General features: G+C 41.7%; 8 protein-coding genes. All 8 read right to left on the reverse strand.

Annotated features, from left to right (window positions below):
* Positions 1 to 514: 514 nt before the first annotated feature.
* The 8 genes from IJ00_RS27710 to IJ00_RS10085 all read right to left on the reverse strand — a co-directional run bounded on the left by IJ00_RS27710 (position 515) and on the right by IJ00_RS10085 (position 18,604).
* Positions 515 to 2,587: a DUF4157 domain-containing protein gene (locus IJ00_RS27710; protein WP_082127305.1), complete on the reverse strand. Its 2,073-nt coding sequence runs from the start codon at positions 2,585 to 2,587 to the stop codon at positions 515 to 517.
* A gap of 54 nt (positions 2,588 to 2,641) precedes the next feature.
* Complete coding sequence (gene brnA, locus IJ00_RS10055; protein WP_035152621.1) at positions 2,642 to 2,893, reverse strand: type II toxin-antitoxin system BrnA family antitoxin; 252 nt, start codon at positions 2,891 to 2,893, stop codon at positions 2,642 to 2,644.
* Positions 2,874 to 3,143, reverse strand: a complete 270-nt coding sequence (locus tag IJ00_RS10060) for a BrnT family toxin (RefSeq protein WP_035152623.1) — start codon at positions 3,141 to 3,143, stop codon at positions 2,874 to 2,876. The genes brnA and IJ00_RS10060 overlap by 20 nt, the downstream gene beginning before the upstream one ends.
* Positions 3,144 to 3,173: 30 nt before the next feature.
* A complete protein-coding gene (locus IJ00_RS27085) occupies positions 3,174 to 6,290 on the reverse strand; it encodes a contractile injection system tape measure protein (RefSeq protein ID WP_052754439.1) in 3,117 nt (1,038 codons plus the stop codon).
* Positions 6,291 to 6,491: 201 nt separating this feature from the next.
* The gene (locus tag IJ00_RS10070) at positions 6,492 to 8,303 is read right to left on the reverse strand and encodes a hypothetical protein (protein ID WP_035152626.1); all 1,812 of its coding nucleotides are present in this window, start codon (positions 8,301 to 8,303) and stop codon (positions 6,492 to 6,494) included.
* A 43-nt stretch (positions 8,304 to 8,346) separates the two neighbouring features.
* Positions 8,347 to 14,040, reverse strand: a complete 5,694-nt coding sequence (locus IJ00_RS10075; RefSeq protein WP_035152628.1) for a hypothetical protein — start codon at positions 14,038 to 14,040, stop codon at positions 8,347 to 8,349.
* Positions 14,041 to 14,044: 4 nt separating this feature from the next.
* Positions 14,045 to 18,007, reverse strand: a complete 3,963-nt coding sequence (locus IJ00_RS10080) for a hypothetical protein (RefSeq protein WP_035152630.1) — start codon at positions 18,005 to 18,007, stop codon at positions 14,045 to 14,047.
* 102 nt (positions 18,008 to 18,109) lie between these two features.
* Positions 18,110 to 18,604 carry a carbohydrate-binding protein gene (locus IJ00_RS10085; protein WP_238178488.1) on the reverse strand — a complete coding sequence of 165 codons (495 nt, stop codon included), beginning with the start codon at positions 18,602 to 18,604 and terminating at the stop codon, positions 18,110 to 18,112.
* Positions 18,605 to 18,687 lie beyond the last annotated feature (83 nt).

Raw genomic sequence — 18,687 nt, forward strand, 5'->3', positions numbered from 1 at the left:
CCCTTGGGATGGAATCAGTTTTTGAGCGATCACCCTTGGGATAGAACAGGTTTTTAGGCGATCGCACTTGGGATGGAACAGGTTTTTGAGCGATCGCCCTTGGGATAGAATCGGTTTTTAGGCGATCGCACTTGGGATGGAACAGGTTTTTGAGCGATCGCGCTCAGGATAGAATCGGTTTTTGAGCGATCGCGCTCAGGATGAAATAGGTTTTTAGGCGATCGCCCTTGGGATAGAACAGGTTTTTGAGCAATCGCCCTTGGGATGGAATAGATTTTTTAGCGATCGCGCTTGATATGGAATCAGTTTTTGAGCGATCGCCCTTGGGATGGAATCAGTTTTTGAGCGATCGCGCTTGATATGGAATCAGTTTTTGAGCGATCGCCCTTGGGATGGAATCAGTTTTTGAGCGATCGCCCTTGGGATGGAATAGATTTTTGAGCGATCGCCCTTGGGATAGAATCGGTTTTTAGGCGATCGCACGATGAAAGCAGGCGATCCTACTATCTTAGTCTTACCAATTGCCCTTGTCTTCTAATTCCATATCTTCGCTTTGTTCTGGTTTGTATGCTTTTGCCGCATCTATGAATTCTAATACGTTTACATGCAGTTGATGGGCTGAGGCTGTCCATTGCTTGAGATCCTCCTCATTTCCTGACATAGGAGCATTCAACAGCATTCCCTGCACATTCGATAACGGATGCTTTGCTCCTTTGTTCCACTGCATCATCACCTTTAATTGGAATAAATCTGCCTTTAAATTGTCTTGCATTTGTGTGAACGCTTGTGCCGCAAATCCCGTATACACTAGGTTCTCAGTCAATGGAGATGTTTTTGCTTTCCCTTGGAACTCATTTACCTGTGGGTAACCACTATACCTTTTTGTCTCGTTGGTTGCTGTCGTCAGCATATCCTTTTGCGTTTCTTCGTTCATAATATCCCAACCCGGCTGTGCTTGCTCGCGGATGAGTTTGTTAAAGTTTTCGCTGCTTTGCTTTGCCTTTGCGAAGCCGAAATGCCCTGGATTCAACTCAAGGTTCGTCAAGGTTGCTTTTATAGTTTGATTAATCTTGTTTTCACCAAAATTATTGCCGAATTGTTCACGTACCAGTTTTTTCACCTCAGTTTGTTTTCGAGTTTGGTTGCCACCCGAATAGGTGAATTGTTCGTTACTCTCCATCAACTCTCGGAATATATCTCCCACGTCTGATTTTGTTTGTGTATATGATTGCTCACGGTTCTCGTGTTTTTCCCTTTGGTACTCTCCTAGCATTCGGTGGAACGGATCTGTGCCCCCTCCAAACACGTCACTAGGTTTCAACGCTGGGTAGAGGATCTCAGCAACATAGGGGTGGCTAGTCCAACCAGTTCCTGATTTTTGCTTCACGTGACCTTTTGATCCTTCAGAAGTGATGTCAAGCCAAGCCACCACTGTTCCATTAGGGAGCGTTAACACGATGTCCGGGCGGGTGCTACCACTTGCGACTTGCAAGTCAACGTTCATCCCCTGTATTGTTCTGGCTAGACTCTTGCTAGCCAACGTTTCTATGGCATATCCAAAACTTGTGTATAGGAAGTCTGGAACTTCCATATCTGGTTCCGTAGTGTACTTATTGGCATTGTCGTACCATACCTTTAAATACCCAGAACTCTGATTGCTAAACTGACGCCAGTTCAAGGCTACTTGGCGACTGCTCTGTACTTCGCCGTCAATATCGTTAGCCACCTGAACTGCGGCATTAAACCACCCTATATCGATTTTCCCACGATTATCGGCGAACATTCTCACTCTTCTTTGTATCGGGGTCAATTGTGCTAGCATGTCATGGTTTGCGCCATGTTCCAGCTTTCTTTGCTGCGTCACCTTCGTATTTCGGTAGTTTAATAGGAAATTCCCATCTACTTTTTCTCCAGAAGCCGCGATGTCTTTCGATGCTTCCCCCGTATTTCTTGCCCTCTGGAAGGTTATCGCAGTCTCAGTACTTGGGGTGGGTAGTGTATCTTCGGAACGACTCACCCACATGGCTTTCTTCCCCATGACATCCGCTTCTTTTTCCAACCCCTCTTCATCATTAATCTGTACTCCTTTCATCTGCATTGTCGGTTTTACCCTTCCCTGCATCTGCTGGACAACATGCCAAGCTTCATGGGGTAAATGTGCTTCTTGTCCAGGTGCGACATGAATCTCCGTACCTTGGGTGTAAGCTAATGCTTGTACTTGGGCAGGTTTAGGCGAATTATAATGAACCCTGACATCATCGAGGGCATATCCCGAGAGATTTTCTACCCCTGCTTTGAGATTATCCGGTAATCCTGTTTGATTGCTATTATTCGATTCTTCCTGTCGCTGCACCTCTCTATTGCTGGTAACTTCGCTGTCAAAAGCTGACATCCGTTGCACCTCTTCCTCGCTCTCATCCCCTGATTTAGCTTGTATAGTTGCAGGTGAGACAGCCTGGGGTTGGAAAAAAGGTGACGGTTGTGTCCTTTCTGTCGAGAAAAAAGCATGGTCTGGGGATGCACTGAAAAAAGGTTTTTGCGATGCGGTTGAGTGGCTGGTGCTGGTTTTGCTCTCATGGGTTCTCATTGCTTTTCCTCCGGCAGCGAAGTAATCGTGAATACATTGTCAAAAGTACAGATGTCAAACGTCTATATATTGGATGTTTCTGTGAGCTGATTTTTCCAGCCGTTCTGCAAGCCATACCTTAATGATTGACTGACGGGTGACACCTAATCGTTTGGCTTCATAATCTAATGCTTCAATCATCCAAGCTGGAAAATCGACGTTGACTCGTTTCTGTTCATGGCCAGGACGTTTGGCTTGGGAAAGGTCTAAGAATTCGGTGATGTCTTCTTCTTGATCGAATTTGGCATCAAATTCTGTTGCTTTCATAAATGGCTACCTCTTCTTTTCGCGATCGCCGGACTGAAATAATCCGCACTTTGTTTTCTCGATAGGTAATGACGGCTGACCAGCATTTCTGAGCAATTTTGCCTATGATCAGAAATCTCGGTTCGTCTTCTGTTCGAGCCGGAATTTCTACTCGATCTGGATCAGTCCAGAGTTCTTGTGCATCTGGGAAGTTGATTCCATGTTTTACTAGGTTGGATTGGCTTTTAGAGTCGTCAAATTCAAATTCCACACAGCAAAATGTATAAAAAATATATTTTTATTATACCCATTCCACCATCAACAGCCCCTCCATCCACGGCAATGTCACCATGCTCACTCCCCAAGGCAAACTACCCAGCAAAATATCGATCGCCTGTTGTTCTACCTGGAGTTTCCAGTTACCATCCCCACTGCGGGTTAGTTTTCCCTGTCTTTGTAAAAACCCTTCCCGTAAGCCATCGGGGCTAGTACTTTTTAGCACTTGCCAATAGTTAATTACCGTTTGTAATAGGCGTTCCCCTTCTTCTAGGGCTGGGACTGGTAAATCTAACCCCCGCGCCAGAGGCTGATTCAGCGACCAGCCACACAGTAATTTTGGTAACACTAGTTCGTATTCGGGTGCGTCGGTTTGTTTTGTTGCTAGGTAATACAGTAAGTATATAGCTGTTTGCTGGGCGGATTCATCCCGAAATAATTCGTTATTTAACAATCCCACGGCTTCTAGATAAGAACGTATAAATGGATGCAGTAACACTAGCCCTGCCTGGGAGATATACAGTCCCGCAGTCTCTTCTGCCGTTGATAATATTGAGTTGTTCGCAGAGATAATAATGGGATTTACTTGACTGTTGAGCGATGGTGGAATGGTGTTTTTTGATGTCTGGGCAGATGTGTTATTTAGCACTTGTTCCAAGGCTGCCAACCAAGGGAAAACTTCGGCAATTGGTAAGGTGGTGATAATACTCCGCAAGTATTGGTATGCTGCTACATCAGAGGCTGGTTGCAAGGATAAAAGGTGAGAAATTTCTTCTTCCCCCCCTTCGACTGCGCTCAGGGCAAGCCTGCTCCCTGGTTCTTGCTCCCCTGTTTCGCCCGCAAAAGGTTCTTCCAGGAAGGTTTGCACTAGTTGGATTAACCAGTTACAAGTCCAAGTTGTTGCTGGTAAGGGCGTTTCTGGGGCTATTTCTGGCGGAATTTCCGCGAGAAGTAGGAACCAAGCTTGTTGAATCAATTCCTCGCAGATGTTATCACTTATACCCAAACCCTGCATAAGTTCCGTGGCTTGTATCAGCAAGTTGCGCCAATTTCCCCAGCCCGGTTGTAGCTGTAATAGTAACTGATGGCGTAAATCCTCTGGGAACTGAGTCACCAGTCGCTGTCGTGCTTCTGGGTTGTCTCTCAGTAATTGACGCAGACTTAACTGCCAACTAGTATCATTTTGTACTATCAATGACCACAGCGATAGCCATTCTTGCCAATTTGTAGATAATTGCTTCCCAGGAAAGCGACCATACTGTAAAAAGTACAGCAATATTTCCCCGTCGGTTTGGGGGGTGCGGATTTGTGTTTCTTCCTGTTCCTGGCTTGGTTCTGAGGGGGTTGTGACGATATTCTCTGGATTTTGCTGTGTAATATCTGCTATGGAAGTTAACGCCTCATCTAGCGCTGTTAACCACACAGACTGCTCCCCATCAGGAATTGCTGCAAGGATGGCACGTAATCTTGAATTAGCAATTTGATACAAGTTCTCAGGGAAATTCCCTTGCTCCCTACTCCCTGCTCCCTGCTCTCCTGCTCCCTGCTCCCTGCTCCCTTGCTCTCTGCTCCCTTGCTCTCTTCTCCCCTGCTCCTCATATCCTCCTAACCAGTTTTGGATTAGTTGGGTGAGCCAAGTACTTATCCAAGTTTCAGCAGGTAAGGGATTTTGGGATAGGCGATCGCTGCTGATTTCGACTAAGAGTAATTCCCAAGCGAGTGTTTCTAATTCCTGGAAGCGTTCCTGAAACGACTCCGTAGGAGTATCACCACTTATGCTCAAAGACTGCATGATGAATCTTGCTTGTGTCAGCAAGTTGCGCCAATTTTCCCAACCCGGTTGTAGTTGCAATAGTAACTGATGGCGTAAATCCTCTGGTAATTGAGTCACCAATCGCTGTCGTGCTTCTGGGTTTGTCCTCAGTAATTGCCACAATGGTAACTGCCAGTCAGTATTATTTTCGACGGTGAATAACCACCGAGATAGCCATTCTTGCCAATTTGTAGATAATTGCTTCCCAGGGAAACGACCATACTGTAAAAAGTACAGCAATATTTCCCCGTCGGTTTGGGGGGTGCGGATTTGTGTTTCTTCCTGCTCCTGGCTTGTTTCTGAGGGGGTTGTGACGATATTCTCTGTATTTTGCGGTGTAATATCCGCGATGGAAGTTAACGCCTCATCTAGCGCTGTTAACCACACAGACTGCTCCCCATCAGGAATTGCTGCAAGGATGGCACGTAATCTTGAATTAGCAATTTGATACAAGTTTTCAGGGAAATTCCCCTGCTCCCCTTCGACTGCGCTCAGGGCAAGCCTGCTCCCTGCTCCTCTGCTCCCTGACTGTCGCCAAATTGACACAAGTTGAGCCAGCCAGTTGTGAGTCCAATTTGATGGAAATCCTCTATTTGGAGCATTTTCTCTAGCAATTTCCCCGAATAGTAACAGCCAAGCTTGTTGTTCTAGGTATCGTACAGCACCCCTATTTAATCCCAAAGTCTGGATGAGTTGTTTGGCTTCCGTAAGTAGGCTGTGCCAATTTACCCAGGTTGGCTGCAAGTGTAATACTAACTGGTGTCGAAAGCCTTCTGGTAATTGTTCTACTAATCGTTGTTGCGCGGCTGGATTATTTATCAGCAATTCCCGCAAATCATGCTGCCAATTGGTATTATTTTGTATCGCCGCTAACCAACGTGGTAGCCATTCCTGCCAATCCCTGACTGGACACCACCAAGGTAATCGCCCATAGCGCAAAAAGTGCAGTAATACCTGCCAATCCGAGCCATCGCGGCTGATTGTTTCGGGTTTAGTAGCACTACTGTTAAGTAAGTGTTCTGTTAAGCGATAAGCAGAGCTTAACGCCAAAGGCGTATCGCCTAAAGTTTCCCTCAGTGCAATCAGTAATTTCTGTATAAATTCATCAGCTAAAAATCTGCTATCAATAGAGCCAATATCCACCTCTACCCGATCCAACCGTACTACTTCCTCATCCCCCACCAATTGGTCAAAAAGCTCCGCGATCGCCACCGCACCCTGTTGTTGAAATAAGCGACTCACATCTGACTGTAAACTCCAGACATCAGCTATTTGCTGGATATCGAGTTCTAATACAGTTCGTGCGATGATGTGACGTTGTTTGCTCATGAGGAAAATAGGAAATAGGATTATGTAGCGTAACGCACCGAGAGAAAGGGAAACATGATGCTTTACATTTCATTAACGTATCCTATAAAATACTACAAGGTAATACAAAACATGCGGTCGCACTGGGAAAAAATCTGTAGCTTTGCTGAATCATGGGATGATTTAGCCGTATTTTGAACGATTTATTAATAGTTTCAGCCGTTAATTCATCTCGCATTTCTTCAACAGTCCGCGCCAACGGCTATCTAGTCCCATACGTTGCATGGTATATTTTTGGTATTCTATTTGCCATGTAGTGCGCCGCTCTTCCGCATTGGTCAGATAATTTCCATCCTGACGCTCCTGCTGTTTACTTTGAACCCATTCCATGAGATCGGAAAATAGTTGCTCTATGTTACTGGCTGTCTCGTTTATTTGGGACTCTAATTCTTTATATTTATCAGTATTCTTGTTAATTTTGTGATATTCCTCGGCAGCTTTGTTCAGGAGTTCTTCGACTCGCTTGTAGAGGTTTCCTTCCCTGGTTTTTTGATATTGGTCAGCAGCATATGTGTCTAGCGCTGTTTTATTATACGGTGTGTATACTTCCAGCGTTGTACCAAGGTTGTTTACTATTGCTTTGGTGCCTAGACTATCGGTTGGTGATTCTACTAGTGTTAGCTGGTTGAATTTCTTGTATTTGATTCCTAAAGGACCTTCGGTTAGCCCAGGGACTGGATCGTAATATATAAATCCTTCAACAGCCCATACACCCGGTCTGTTTGGGACTTCTTCAATGCGATCGCATTTATCTAGTTGGATAGTACCAAATGGCAGTGTATTTGTTACGTTCCCGGTTGGATCGAAAGAGCTTGTCGTATCTTGCGGGATATGATGTTGCATATTATCCTGAAAAAGTACATTATTGGTTTCTATCCAGTTTGCAGGGTTATTGCGGTCAACTAAACCCGGACTAAGAACCATTTGTTTGACGGTGAAGTTGATGCTTGTAGGTAATTTTGTTTCAGCATTCGCCTGGGCTGCACCTTGGTAGTTACCCCAACCTTGCGGTATCACTTCGTAAGACACAACCTGGTTGCGACTGAGGACATTTAACTTTAAAAATTGTTCTATGTTTCCATTGGCTGCCATCTGGGAATTCATTTTGCGGGAGATAGGTACTAAATTGACATTATCATTACCAGGTCCGTGCAGCTTGGCATTAAGCATATGACCCCTGATGTAACCAGCATATTTATGAAGTTCGTTCATGTAAGGTGTGTTTGCATTAGCAACTGAAGACCCATTCAATAGACCAGGTTTACTGGTAAGTGGTGCGATTTTTATGTGATCCGTCACATTTTCGTTGATCGATTTGTTCAAACCAAGTTGTGCTTGAATATTCCTTGCTGTCCATTGCACTACCCGCGTCTGTGGTACGACAGCATCAGCTAGCACCACATTGTGAGTCGCTGTATTGGACATAAAATTGGCAATATTCGTCAATAGCTGTCGGATCATCGATGCTTTCACCGCACTAATAGTACTTTGTTGTAAGGTTTGCACAGTCAGCATCCAAGACAACAATTGAGGATGTTGTAAAATAGGTCTTGCATACACAAACGCTTCTAGTGGCTGTGGGTCAGAATTAATCATAAGTTCAGCATCTGCCCCCACTCCTTGAAAACGCAGAGTGTGCTGTTCTGCTTTTCCATCCTCGTCCATATCCAGCATTACACCCACTCGAATATCTGTTAGGGATTCTGTTTTTTGTTCAAGTGTGTTTAAGTCTTTCTCTGTGTCCTGTTCATTTGTTTTTGGCTGATGCTGGGCTGCTTTTCCTGTTACCTTCGCCTGCACTTGTTCCGCAGATTTAGCTTGAATGGCTGATGGTGAGATTGCCTTGGGTTGGAAAAAAGGTGTCGGTTGTGCCCTTTCTGCTGAGAAAAAAGCATGATCTGGCGATGCACCGAAAAAAGGTTTTTGTGATGCTGGCTGATGATTTGTGTGTTTTTTGTTCTCGTTGGTTTTCATGGGTTTCTCCCTGGCAGAATATGTTTTAAGGTGGGTTTGGTGTTTAAAATCTCAAATCCGATGCGGGTTGGGGGTTTTGTTGATTTTGGGTCTGTCTGCTAACGGTGTAAGTCCATCCAGCAATTAACAGCAAGGTTGTTGCACTTATAGCTAGTAATCTACCCAGGTGACTTTGTGTGGCGATCGCGGAAAAAATCAAGTTCTTTTCTTTGACTATTCTCCCTTGGTTCCAGCTATCAAAATGGGGTTGGTCGAGGGTTAATATCTGACTTGGTTGAATTTTCCCCTGTTGGCTAATGGTTTGGAATTTAGCTATATCTTCATCGCTGGGTTGAAATAATATACCTGAGCGGTTCGGTAATGTGAATGTACTGGGTGTGGGTGGGTTGGGGGTAGCTTCTGGTTCATCGCTACTATCATCATTGATGCGAATAATCACAGTAGCAGCAGTTCCTTCTGTGCGATCGCCATCGATTTCCCTAGCAGCTTCTGCTGTAATTCTATGGATACCTACAGTTGGTTGCCAATCTAGACGGTAGGGGGAATTAGTAGCTAGCATAACCACAGATTCGCCATTGGGAGGCGTATAATTCAATACTACACTTCCGACTTTTGGTGGGATAGTTATAGCCGCGATCGTGTATTCATTGTTGGGGTTAAATTCAGAGATATTGAAGGTGTTATCGTCTCTTAGGGGAGTGGTGCTAATTGCTCGATTATCTCTGATAGTTAGCAAATTAAATCCCTGTACACCACCAATGGGGATAGGAATGGTTTTTGTAACTGGCTCACTGGTACAATTACCGAGTTGAGGCGGTGTTTGAACACGCAAGGTGATAGACACTACAGCATCCGGAACCCAAGTATTGAAATCATAATTGTAATTAATCGTGAAGTCATTGTTATCGGGGTTGCTGATATTGGCAATACCATCATGTTCCCAGTTGAAAGTCAAAGAATTTTCCCCAGATGGTTCAATATCAAAGACACGTACAGAAAAGCCATTGGCGTTGATATTGCTAATTGCTGTTTGAAAATCAGCTTGGGGTTGGGGATGAATTGTTACTGTCTTAGTAAGGGTATTTTCGCATTGGGTTTGGCGATCGCGAATTTTTGCGTTAATTATGACTGTTTGCGCTTCACCATCGCTTGCATATTCCCTGGGATTGAGAATCTTTGTTTCTATATCGTTAATTGTTACCTGCATTAACTCCACATTTTCAGCAGTATCTTCAGCTAGCTTAATCTCTACAGGTGCTGCATTGTTGCAGAAGTTTTGTCCATTGCTAACTGATAAATCAGCTTCTGGTATGGGGTTAATTGTAACTGTGCGGGTAAGGGTATTTTCGCATTGGGTTTGGCGATCGCGAATTTTTGCGGTAATTATGACTGTTTGCGCTTCACCATCGCTTGCATATTCCCTGGGATTGAGAATCTTGGTTTCTATATCGTTAATTGTTACCTGCATTAACTCCACATTTTCAGCAGTATCTTCAGCCAAGGTGATATTGATTGAATTAGCATTGTTACAGAATACTTGTCCGTCCCTAACTGATAAATTAGCTACTGGTATGGGGTTAATGGTGACGGTATGGGTGAGGGTATTTTCGCATTGGGTTTGGCGATCGCGAATTTTTGCGTTAATTATGACTGTTTGCGCTTCACCATCGCTTGCATATTCCCTGGGATTGAAAGTATTTGTTTCTATACCGTTGATTTGTACCTGCATTAACTCCACATTTTTAGCTGTACCTTCAGCGAGCTTAATCTCTACAGGTGCTGCATTGTTGCAGAAGTTTTGTCTGTCACGAATTGATAAATTAGCTTGCGGTATGGGGTTAATTTTAACAACGCGGGTAAGGATATTTTCGCATTTAGTTTGTTGACTACGAATCAATGCTGTAATTGTGACTGTTTGCGCTTTACCATCGGTTGCATATTGGCTAGGATTGAGGGTACTTGTTTCTATGTCGTTAATTTTTACCTCAATTAACTCTATATTTTTCGGTGTATCATCAGCCAAGGTTATCTCTACAGGTGTTGCATTCCCGCAGAAGTTTTGTCCATTCCTAACTGATAAATCAGCTACTGGTAGGGGGTTAATGGTGACAACGCGGGTGAGGGTATTTTCGCATTGAGTTTGGCGATCGCGAATTTTTGCGGTGATTGTGACTGTTTCTGGTGTGTCTCCTGTTGCATATTCAAGGAGATTGAGAACCTTTGTGTCTTTCTCGTTGATTTTTACCTGAAGTAACTCTATATTCTCAGCAGTACCCTGAGGCAATTTAATCTCTATGGTGTCTTCCCTACGACAGAATACTTGTTCATTGCTAACTGATAAATTAGCTACTGGTAGGGGATTAATTATGACATTACGGATAAGGGTATTTTCGCACTGAGTTTGTTGATTGCGAATGAGTGCTGTAATTATGACTGTTTGCGCTTTTCCCTCTTTTGCATATTCACCAGGATTCAGGATATTTGTTTCTATATCGTTAATTTTTACCTGAACTAATTGCAAATTATCAGGTGTCTTCTCAGCTAGCTTAATCTCTACAGGTGCTGCATAATTACAGAAATTTTGTCCGTCGCTAACTGATAAATTGGGTTTTGGTAGGGGATAAACGGTTACAGTTAGGGCATCATAGGTATCATCTACTGCATAGGTAAACGTAATTGTAACTTCCAGTCCCTTTTCTAAATCAGCTTTACTGGCTTCCTCAATCATATTAGGTTGGAAGTACTGTTTTGAATCTTTAAATATCACACCTTCTCCCTTGACTGTACCTCCCTCCGGTTCCAAAATAAACTCGTAGGGACGATCGTCATCTTCACAGAAAACAGTTTTATCCAGTAGAATAATTGGACGCGATCGCGCTATAACATAACTAACTGCGGGTGAATTCCCACTACAAAGATAGGGAAGACAAAAATCTGCAATTACAATATCTTTGCGCTTCTGCAATTCGTTAAACAACCTTTCCCAGGTAGGAATATTCTCTTGATATAAATCCTTTGGTAAAGCGGCTAATTTTTGAATTTCTTCTGTACGTAAGCTGCGTAATTTATGGATAGCAGGTTCTTCATCCCCAGCTAAAAGTTGATTTTTTATATCCTCCCTATCTACATAAACTAAGACAAAAGTACCACCTTTGGGAACTCCCCCCAAGTGTTCCATACCGGAATACTGTTGAGCAAATTGTGGGAATAAATGCAGCTTAATCAATGCTTCTAATCGTCTCTGATAAGCTCTGGTTAATCCGATTAATTCAAAATAATTGATTTCTTCAGCAATTTTGGGGTTGCCGATTTGATACTTGCTAATATTAGTAGAATGAAAATCATTAGGAACATCTCGCAGTAAACCGTAAAGTGTCTCTACATCTTGAAACTGGGGTTCCTGAATTATGTACCGATTCTCTCGAATCTGACTGACAGTAAAATGAGCCTCGGACAGTAAAATGAGGGAATATTGGGAAAGGGATAGGGGTTTATCTGGTGTTGAAAGTTTGAGGTGATAAGTCTCTGAATTATTCGGTAAATCAATGACTAGTCCGTAGGTAAGTTGAGTTAAGGAGAGAAGATTGACTATATCTTTAACAATCTCCTGTTGTTGTGTAATTACATCACTAGAAAGTCCTGATAAGGTGATAACAAAATCTTCAAAATCACTGATACTATTTCCCTTCGTGTCAGATTTTTGGATAACATAACGAGCAATAGGAATATTGTTTGCATCACGCACATATAATTTAAATTGTTTGTCTGTATCTCCCTTAACAAATTCATAGGCTTCTGGTTTTCGGGCACGCTCCAACATAAAATTAGATAATTGGCTGCTATCCATCACTGTCAAACCAGGTTGATCGAAGAAAGAGCGCTTGAGAGTGTTTAGCAAAACATTCTTTGTTGATTCATACTTAGTCCAAACTTTTTGGAACATCTCCTTCATGCGGCGAAAATCTAATTCTAGGTCATCAAATTGACCGGAAATATTTAAATCTTTGAGACTTGCTTGATTATCTAGTTTGAGGGTAATAACATCAAAGGCTAAATTATATCGCTGTTTGTAGTTCTGAATATGCATTAATACATCATCTTTTGCTTTACCGAGATGTCCCTCAATCCGGTAAAAATTATAACCATCCAAGCGATAGTTCCAATCCTGGAATTCATGGACATTTTCCTCTGGATTCTGCTTCGGGTAAAAATAAGCAGGATGGCGATCGCTCCTTCCTTTACGGTAAGCGTCATAGCTCCAGTATTTATATAGATTGGGATAATTCAGGTAGTAGGGGATTGCTTGTTTGCTCAGGGGTGCAGATCTGTCTTGACTGGGGGTGATTTTGAGGGGTGTATTATAAAACGGTAGCAGGCAAAAACTTTCAGCTTCAGATAATTTTAAAAGACGTTCGTACAGATAGCGGACTTCTTGCAGACGTACCCGATTACTGTTGTAGATGGGGGGTTGGGTAAAATGACTGCGATAGGGGGAAGTCAGTGCATATCCCCGATCCGGTTCAATGGGGAATGGTGAGGGTGGAGGAACTAACCCCAACATGAGAAACTTGGGAAACCGTTGAATTTCGGGGGGGTAATCATCAATTAAGTCAAAAGCTGTCTCTGCTAGTTCGTAAAAAGCAGCAACTAGCTGGCTGAGATAATCATAAAAATATTGTATTCCATAGGGTGGTTCGGGAGGTTTGATTTGTTCTGAAGTTGAGGTGGTTTCCTGTTTGCGAAAATCTTCTAGTTGTGTTTGCAGACGTTGTTGGAGTTGGTTAAAATCGCGACTAGAATTAGGTTGAAAACCATTAAAGAAAGGCGAAAATAACCAAAATAGCTTGGGAAAAGAACTATTAATTGACGCGATCGCATTGCTACAAATCTGGTAGTAATTATCCCAAAAAGCTTGATAGTTATCGATTTCACCCAAATCAACACTTTTTTTCGCTTCCCCATAACCAAATCGTTGTACCTGGGGAGCAAAATCCTGGAATTTTTGAGTTGTACCGTCAAATTCTTGGAGAAAATGATTACGTGCATTAAAAATATTTTCTACAGTCAGTCCTTCCCAAGGTTGTTCTGGAATCTGATAATTTGTTTTTAGTAAAGTTTCAGCGCTCAATTGTTGAGAATTGTCTGAGCTTTGAGTTCGGGGAACGAGGAAAAATCGCCAGTTAAAACTACGGTATTTACTTAACTCATCGTATTCAAATAAACATAAATCACTTTGTGTATCTAGAGTTTCACAGACTACAACTAAGACGCGATCGCCGATAAATTGCTGAAATTCCTGGACATCACGTTGATTACCATCTGGATTTTGATGCAGAATTGTCCTTTTATCCCCACCTTCTGTAAATAGTTCGATCACCTCACAGGAGGGAATTACTGTGTTTGATACTACTTTTTTAGTAAGTGTAAATAATGAAGATAGGACTTTAACATCTTGATAATGGGTCAGCTTAATTTTTGACTTAAAATCAACTAAATATCCTTCTGAAGTAATCCCACATCCCGGTGATACATATATTTTGGCACTGACTTGTGTAGCTTCTTTCGTATAGCGACTAGTTACTTCCATACCCGCAACAATTCCCATCCCAATGAGGTGGGTGCGAGTCAGTTGATTTTGATTATCAAGATACTCTACAAGCTGATTAAGGTCATTATTTCTTAATACTTGATTAGGCAAAAATATGGGATAGCCGGCTTGGTTAATAATAGTATTCATGGCTTTACTCACTTGCTGTTCCGAGAGCAGTTTGGTTAAGAATTATCGGCTGTTCTTTCGATGCAACTTGGGTATCGTACAAGATGCCTTGGGGATAAATATTTCGTAGTTGGGAGATAATTGTTAGTAAATTATTCAGTGTTCCGGAAAGATTGCAGGTGCTACTATTAGCAGTTTCCCAAGCTAATTCCTGCAACCAACTTTGATAGGCTAATTCCAATTCTCTCATTTGTTGCACATTCACCCAAGCAATTTTCAGAGCAATATGAGCAGGTGTTTCTAATCGCAAAGTACGTTCTACAAAGCGGCGAAAATCGATATTACGGAAGCGTTCTGACCAGTAGGGTAAAATAATAGTTATCCAAAAAGAATAGGGGTCTTGGTAAGTTAACTGGGTTAATTCTTCCCTTGTCCCATCATCTGTGTGAACGCAGACGGGTAAAAAATTATCTGAGGTAGTTCTAGGACGTAGAAGAATATGCTCCAGCAGATGAAATCCCTCATCATTAACTAATTTTTGTAGTTCTTGGATAGATTTATTTCGTTCTTCTTTGCTGGTGTAGTAACGAGTAGCTAGGATTTTGTCTTTCCCCCGATTAGTTAATTCCCAACCGTAGAGTTTTGAAACCTTTTGATGCGATTCAGAATTATCTCCATTTTGAGCAGTTTCTGGGTCAATTAACCGAAAATTCTTACCATCCGCTTCCCCATTTTGGGTAAATTCTGCTTGCTCCCCAGCAAGTTCCATTAAAATATTACCTTGTTCCCAAGCCCTTTCCGGTGTAGGATAGCGTTGGCTTGCTTCTAGTAAGATATTGCGATTTTGGTCATAAATTCTACCAATATAGTTAGGGTTAGAGGAATTTTCTAATCCAGTCCAAGTAATATTAAAATGGGCTGTGCGTACTAGTAAAAATAGGTGTTCTATAGCTGCATCTCGTTCCCTTTCCGAAGCATATAATTGGGGAGAAATTGCAACAACATTGCGCTGATTCCGTCGGAAAATGTCCCTCACCCGTGGTTTACTTAAAACTCGAAACCCAAATCCCTCATTACTTCTAGTCGGTTCAATTGCACCCGGTTCAAATAACACACTCAGTACATCTTGATAAAAGCGATCGCGGGCTATATTTTCATTCTCACATAATTGAAAACCTTGTAATAGTTCTACCTCTTCCCTGTCTATTAATCGGAAGCGATAACCAGAGGTTTCCCCTGTCACTTCTTCAACCTGTAAAAACCGCTCATCTGATTCCTGAAATTTATTGGGGTCAAATTTCAAACAGTTTAACCAGCGTTGTAGTGCTGTTTCCCGTTCTTCTTCTTTGGAGAAGTGTTCACTACTTTCTCCTAATACCTTTCCTTCGTTATCAACTAAAGCATAACCATAGTGGGTAAATCTCGTTTCATCGCTAGGGTTGAGAGTTTCCCTTTCCGCACTATTATCTTGACGAAACAAAATCGCGTAGTAATTTTGCCTGTTGGTAATTTGTTTGAGAATTGCGATCGCAGCTTTGCGAGCAAGTCCTTCAGAAAAGTAACGTTGAACTCCCTCAAATTTAATTAATTCCGATGTTTGAGAAGAATTGTCAGGTATCTCTAATTGGAAATAATATAAATTCTCTTTCTTCTGATGAATAATCTTAATGATATCTTCGCGGGAAATAGTCGAAGTTGCAATAATTTCTTCTCTAGCAGAATTTTCTTCCAGATTAAATAGATTGAGCAATTGGTTAATCAATGAATTTAATTTATTAATTCTTTCTGCTTTGGACAAAAAATCTTGTTCATATCTGGCAATGACAATTTCATCTCCATTCACAGCTTCCACTTCTAAACCATAGTGATAAAAGTAACTATAGGTAAGACGCTGGTAAAAATTTTCATGGAGAGCAAATAGCAAAAACTTTTCTATATCCGCTTGAGCAGCTTTTTGGTTACTATATGTCTGCAAGCTAATTAATGATTGATTCTCATCACCACAACTAATCCCAAAAGAGATAAATCCACCGGAGACTTTATCTACCTGATAATGACAGAGATTGCGACGACGAAAATCTTCAAAACCCAGTAAACGAGAAACCCGCTTTTGCAAACCCGACACATTTTCCGTATCCCAAACCTGCCGATAGTTGCAATAATTAAAAGCACGGAAGCGATCGCGACTCAAGACAGGATAATCTTGTAAAAACTGAGCTTTGTCGTGAATTATCTCGATTTCATCCTTGACTTGATCCCGACGTTCCTGAATTATCTGGTAGTTAATTACGACATAATCAGCAAAAGACTCAGCAAAACGTCCCAATAAATGATCGAGAAAACGATTACGGCGATCGCGGTACATTTCTGGTTTTTCTTGAATCGCTTCCAGATACTTCCCACCTTCACCGAAAATGGCTTTTTGATCGGGAAAATCCAGTTCCTGAATAAAATAGCTATACGATTTATCTTGATTGCGACTCTCGTCAACTTCCCAGGAAAACAAATCCCGCACATGAGCAAGTTGAGCTAAATAATTAGCAAGCAACTGGTCGAAAAATACTAGGTATCCTTTTAACTGACGAGCTTGAGCTTTACGTAATTCCTTGGCTGTTTCCGGTAGTCCATCTTCCCCAATTCCATAGGTTAGAGGAAAATCATGCTGAATTGAATAGTGGTCTGCTAAGTCATAATAACTACCCTGTGGTACAGATAAATCCAATTCATTATCTTGACGTAATACCTTAATATGGGCAGCCTGTTGTTCATAATAGCGGCGTTTCACCTCATTCCCATCTGGTGATATGGGTAATACCCCCTTGAATAAGGTGATTTTTGATTGTTCAATCCCCAATACCGGACTATACCCTTTTGTTAATTTTAAATGCCAAGGGCTTTGGGACTGGGCTAAACCATTGATAAAGTTAGCAATACTCAGTCTCCGCACAGCCAGCACACCGGGAATTTTCAGTATTTCCTGGTATAAGTCTGAGGTATAAATTACTTCTGGCTGAGTAAATTCATTGAGTTCATCAGTATCAATAAACCCATGACTTGCGTAATCGATTGCCGCGATCGCCTGCTCTTCTACACTATTCTGCTCTAAATTTTTTTCTTTAACAGAAGGTCTACCAGCAAAGATTTCTTCTATATTTTTCCCTTTATCCAACAATTCCTGAAGGGTATAAAATTTTAGGTGAGGTGATAGAAAATCCTGTATTTTTACATAAATTTCTACCAATACATCTTCCGCATCAGCATCAGCTTCCAGTTCAATATCGCTACACAGGGCAATTTCTTCTGCACCCAACACCACAATATCGTAAATATCTTCGCAGAGATTGCGGTGACTGCACAACACAGCTTTAACCGAGTCAAGGATATCTGACCAAGAATTATAAATCTGTCCGCAGGCATTTTTGCGGTATTCCCTGTCTAGGTCAACATAAACGGTATAAAGTCCACGGGGGTGCAGACGGGGTGCGCTGTTCTCTGTGTAACCGTTGGGGGGATTGGGTTGCAACTGACTATTTGCATAATCTATATAAATAGGTGGATGATAAGTAGATATTTTTTGGGGTGATTCTTCTGTAATTTCTGCCGTTTTTTCTTTTGCATCTACTTCCGTAAATTTTTCTATCCAAGCATTACGCACACCGGGAATATCAATTAGACGCTTGCGTAAATCTAAACTGGTAACAGGATTACAAGTAAGGATTTCATCGGGGGTAAAAAAGTTATTTTCTCGTTGTTGAGAAGTGAGTGCTAATAAATCTTTAATATCTAAATTATTGCGATAACCCAAATCCGTGACAGCATAACATAACACCTCCAGAATCGTCACACCTGGGTCATGTAAATTATAGTCCGTCCAAATTTTTCCAGAAAGAGTTTGCAAATGGCTAATCCCGATATCCCGCAAAGTTTGAAAGTTGAGATAATCAGGAAATTCCGGTTTGCGTTTCGAGATAGTTGGATATTCCAGCATAAAAGATTTTAGATTTTGGATTTTTGAATTTGATATATGAAAATTAATTTGTAGGAGAGTATCCCAATTACTCCTGTGATTTAACGAATGAAAAAATACCCTCTAGGATTGCCAAAGTTGAGAAATCCCACTACCAAATAACCATGTCAGCGCAATCACAATTCCCACAGAAAGTAAAGTCAAATATTTCAGTAGTTGTGTCCACCGCAAATCCATCTGCTGTTTATACTCAGTAAATTCCTTGCGTAAAGCTTGTAAATCTTGTTGAATTGTATCTACATTCTGTTCCAATTTTAGAAGACGGGATTTCCATTTCTGATTTTTATCTGGTTCCTCTCCATCTTTAGCGCAAATTTCCTTTTCATCCATCTCCCAAAGTGCGCCTTGATAATAGACAACATCACCTTTTTGGTATGTCTGTCCCGCTTTCCACACACCATGAAATTTATCCTCTTTTTTATTGAGCAGCGAAGTAATCAAATCATGAAAATGCGTCACCGAAAGACGGGTATTACTATTGAATAAACTCTTCAATTCATTGCGATTTTTCAATGTCATTTTAGTTTCAGTTTGAGATGTAGCAGTTGTGTTGACCATAGTTAAAATTTGAATTTATTGTTTTTTATTTCCAGTAGGGTATGGTTAGACGGAACACCTTAACACACCAAAGTCTTGAAGAT

It is taken from the genome of Calothrix sp. 336/3, from assembly GCF_000734895.2.
Lineage (GTDB): Bacteria > Cyanobacteriota > Cyanobacteriia > Cyanobacteriales > Nostocaceae > 336-3.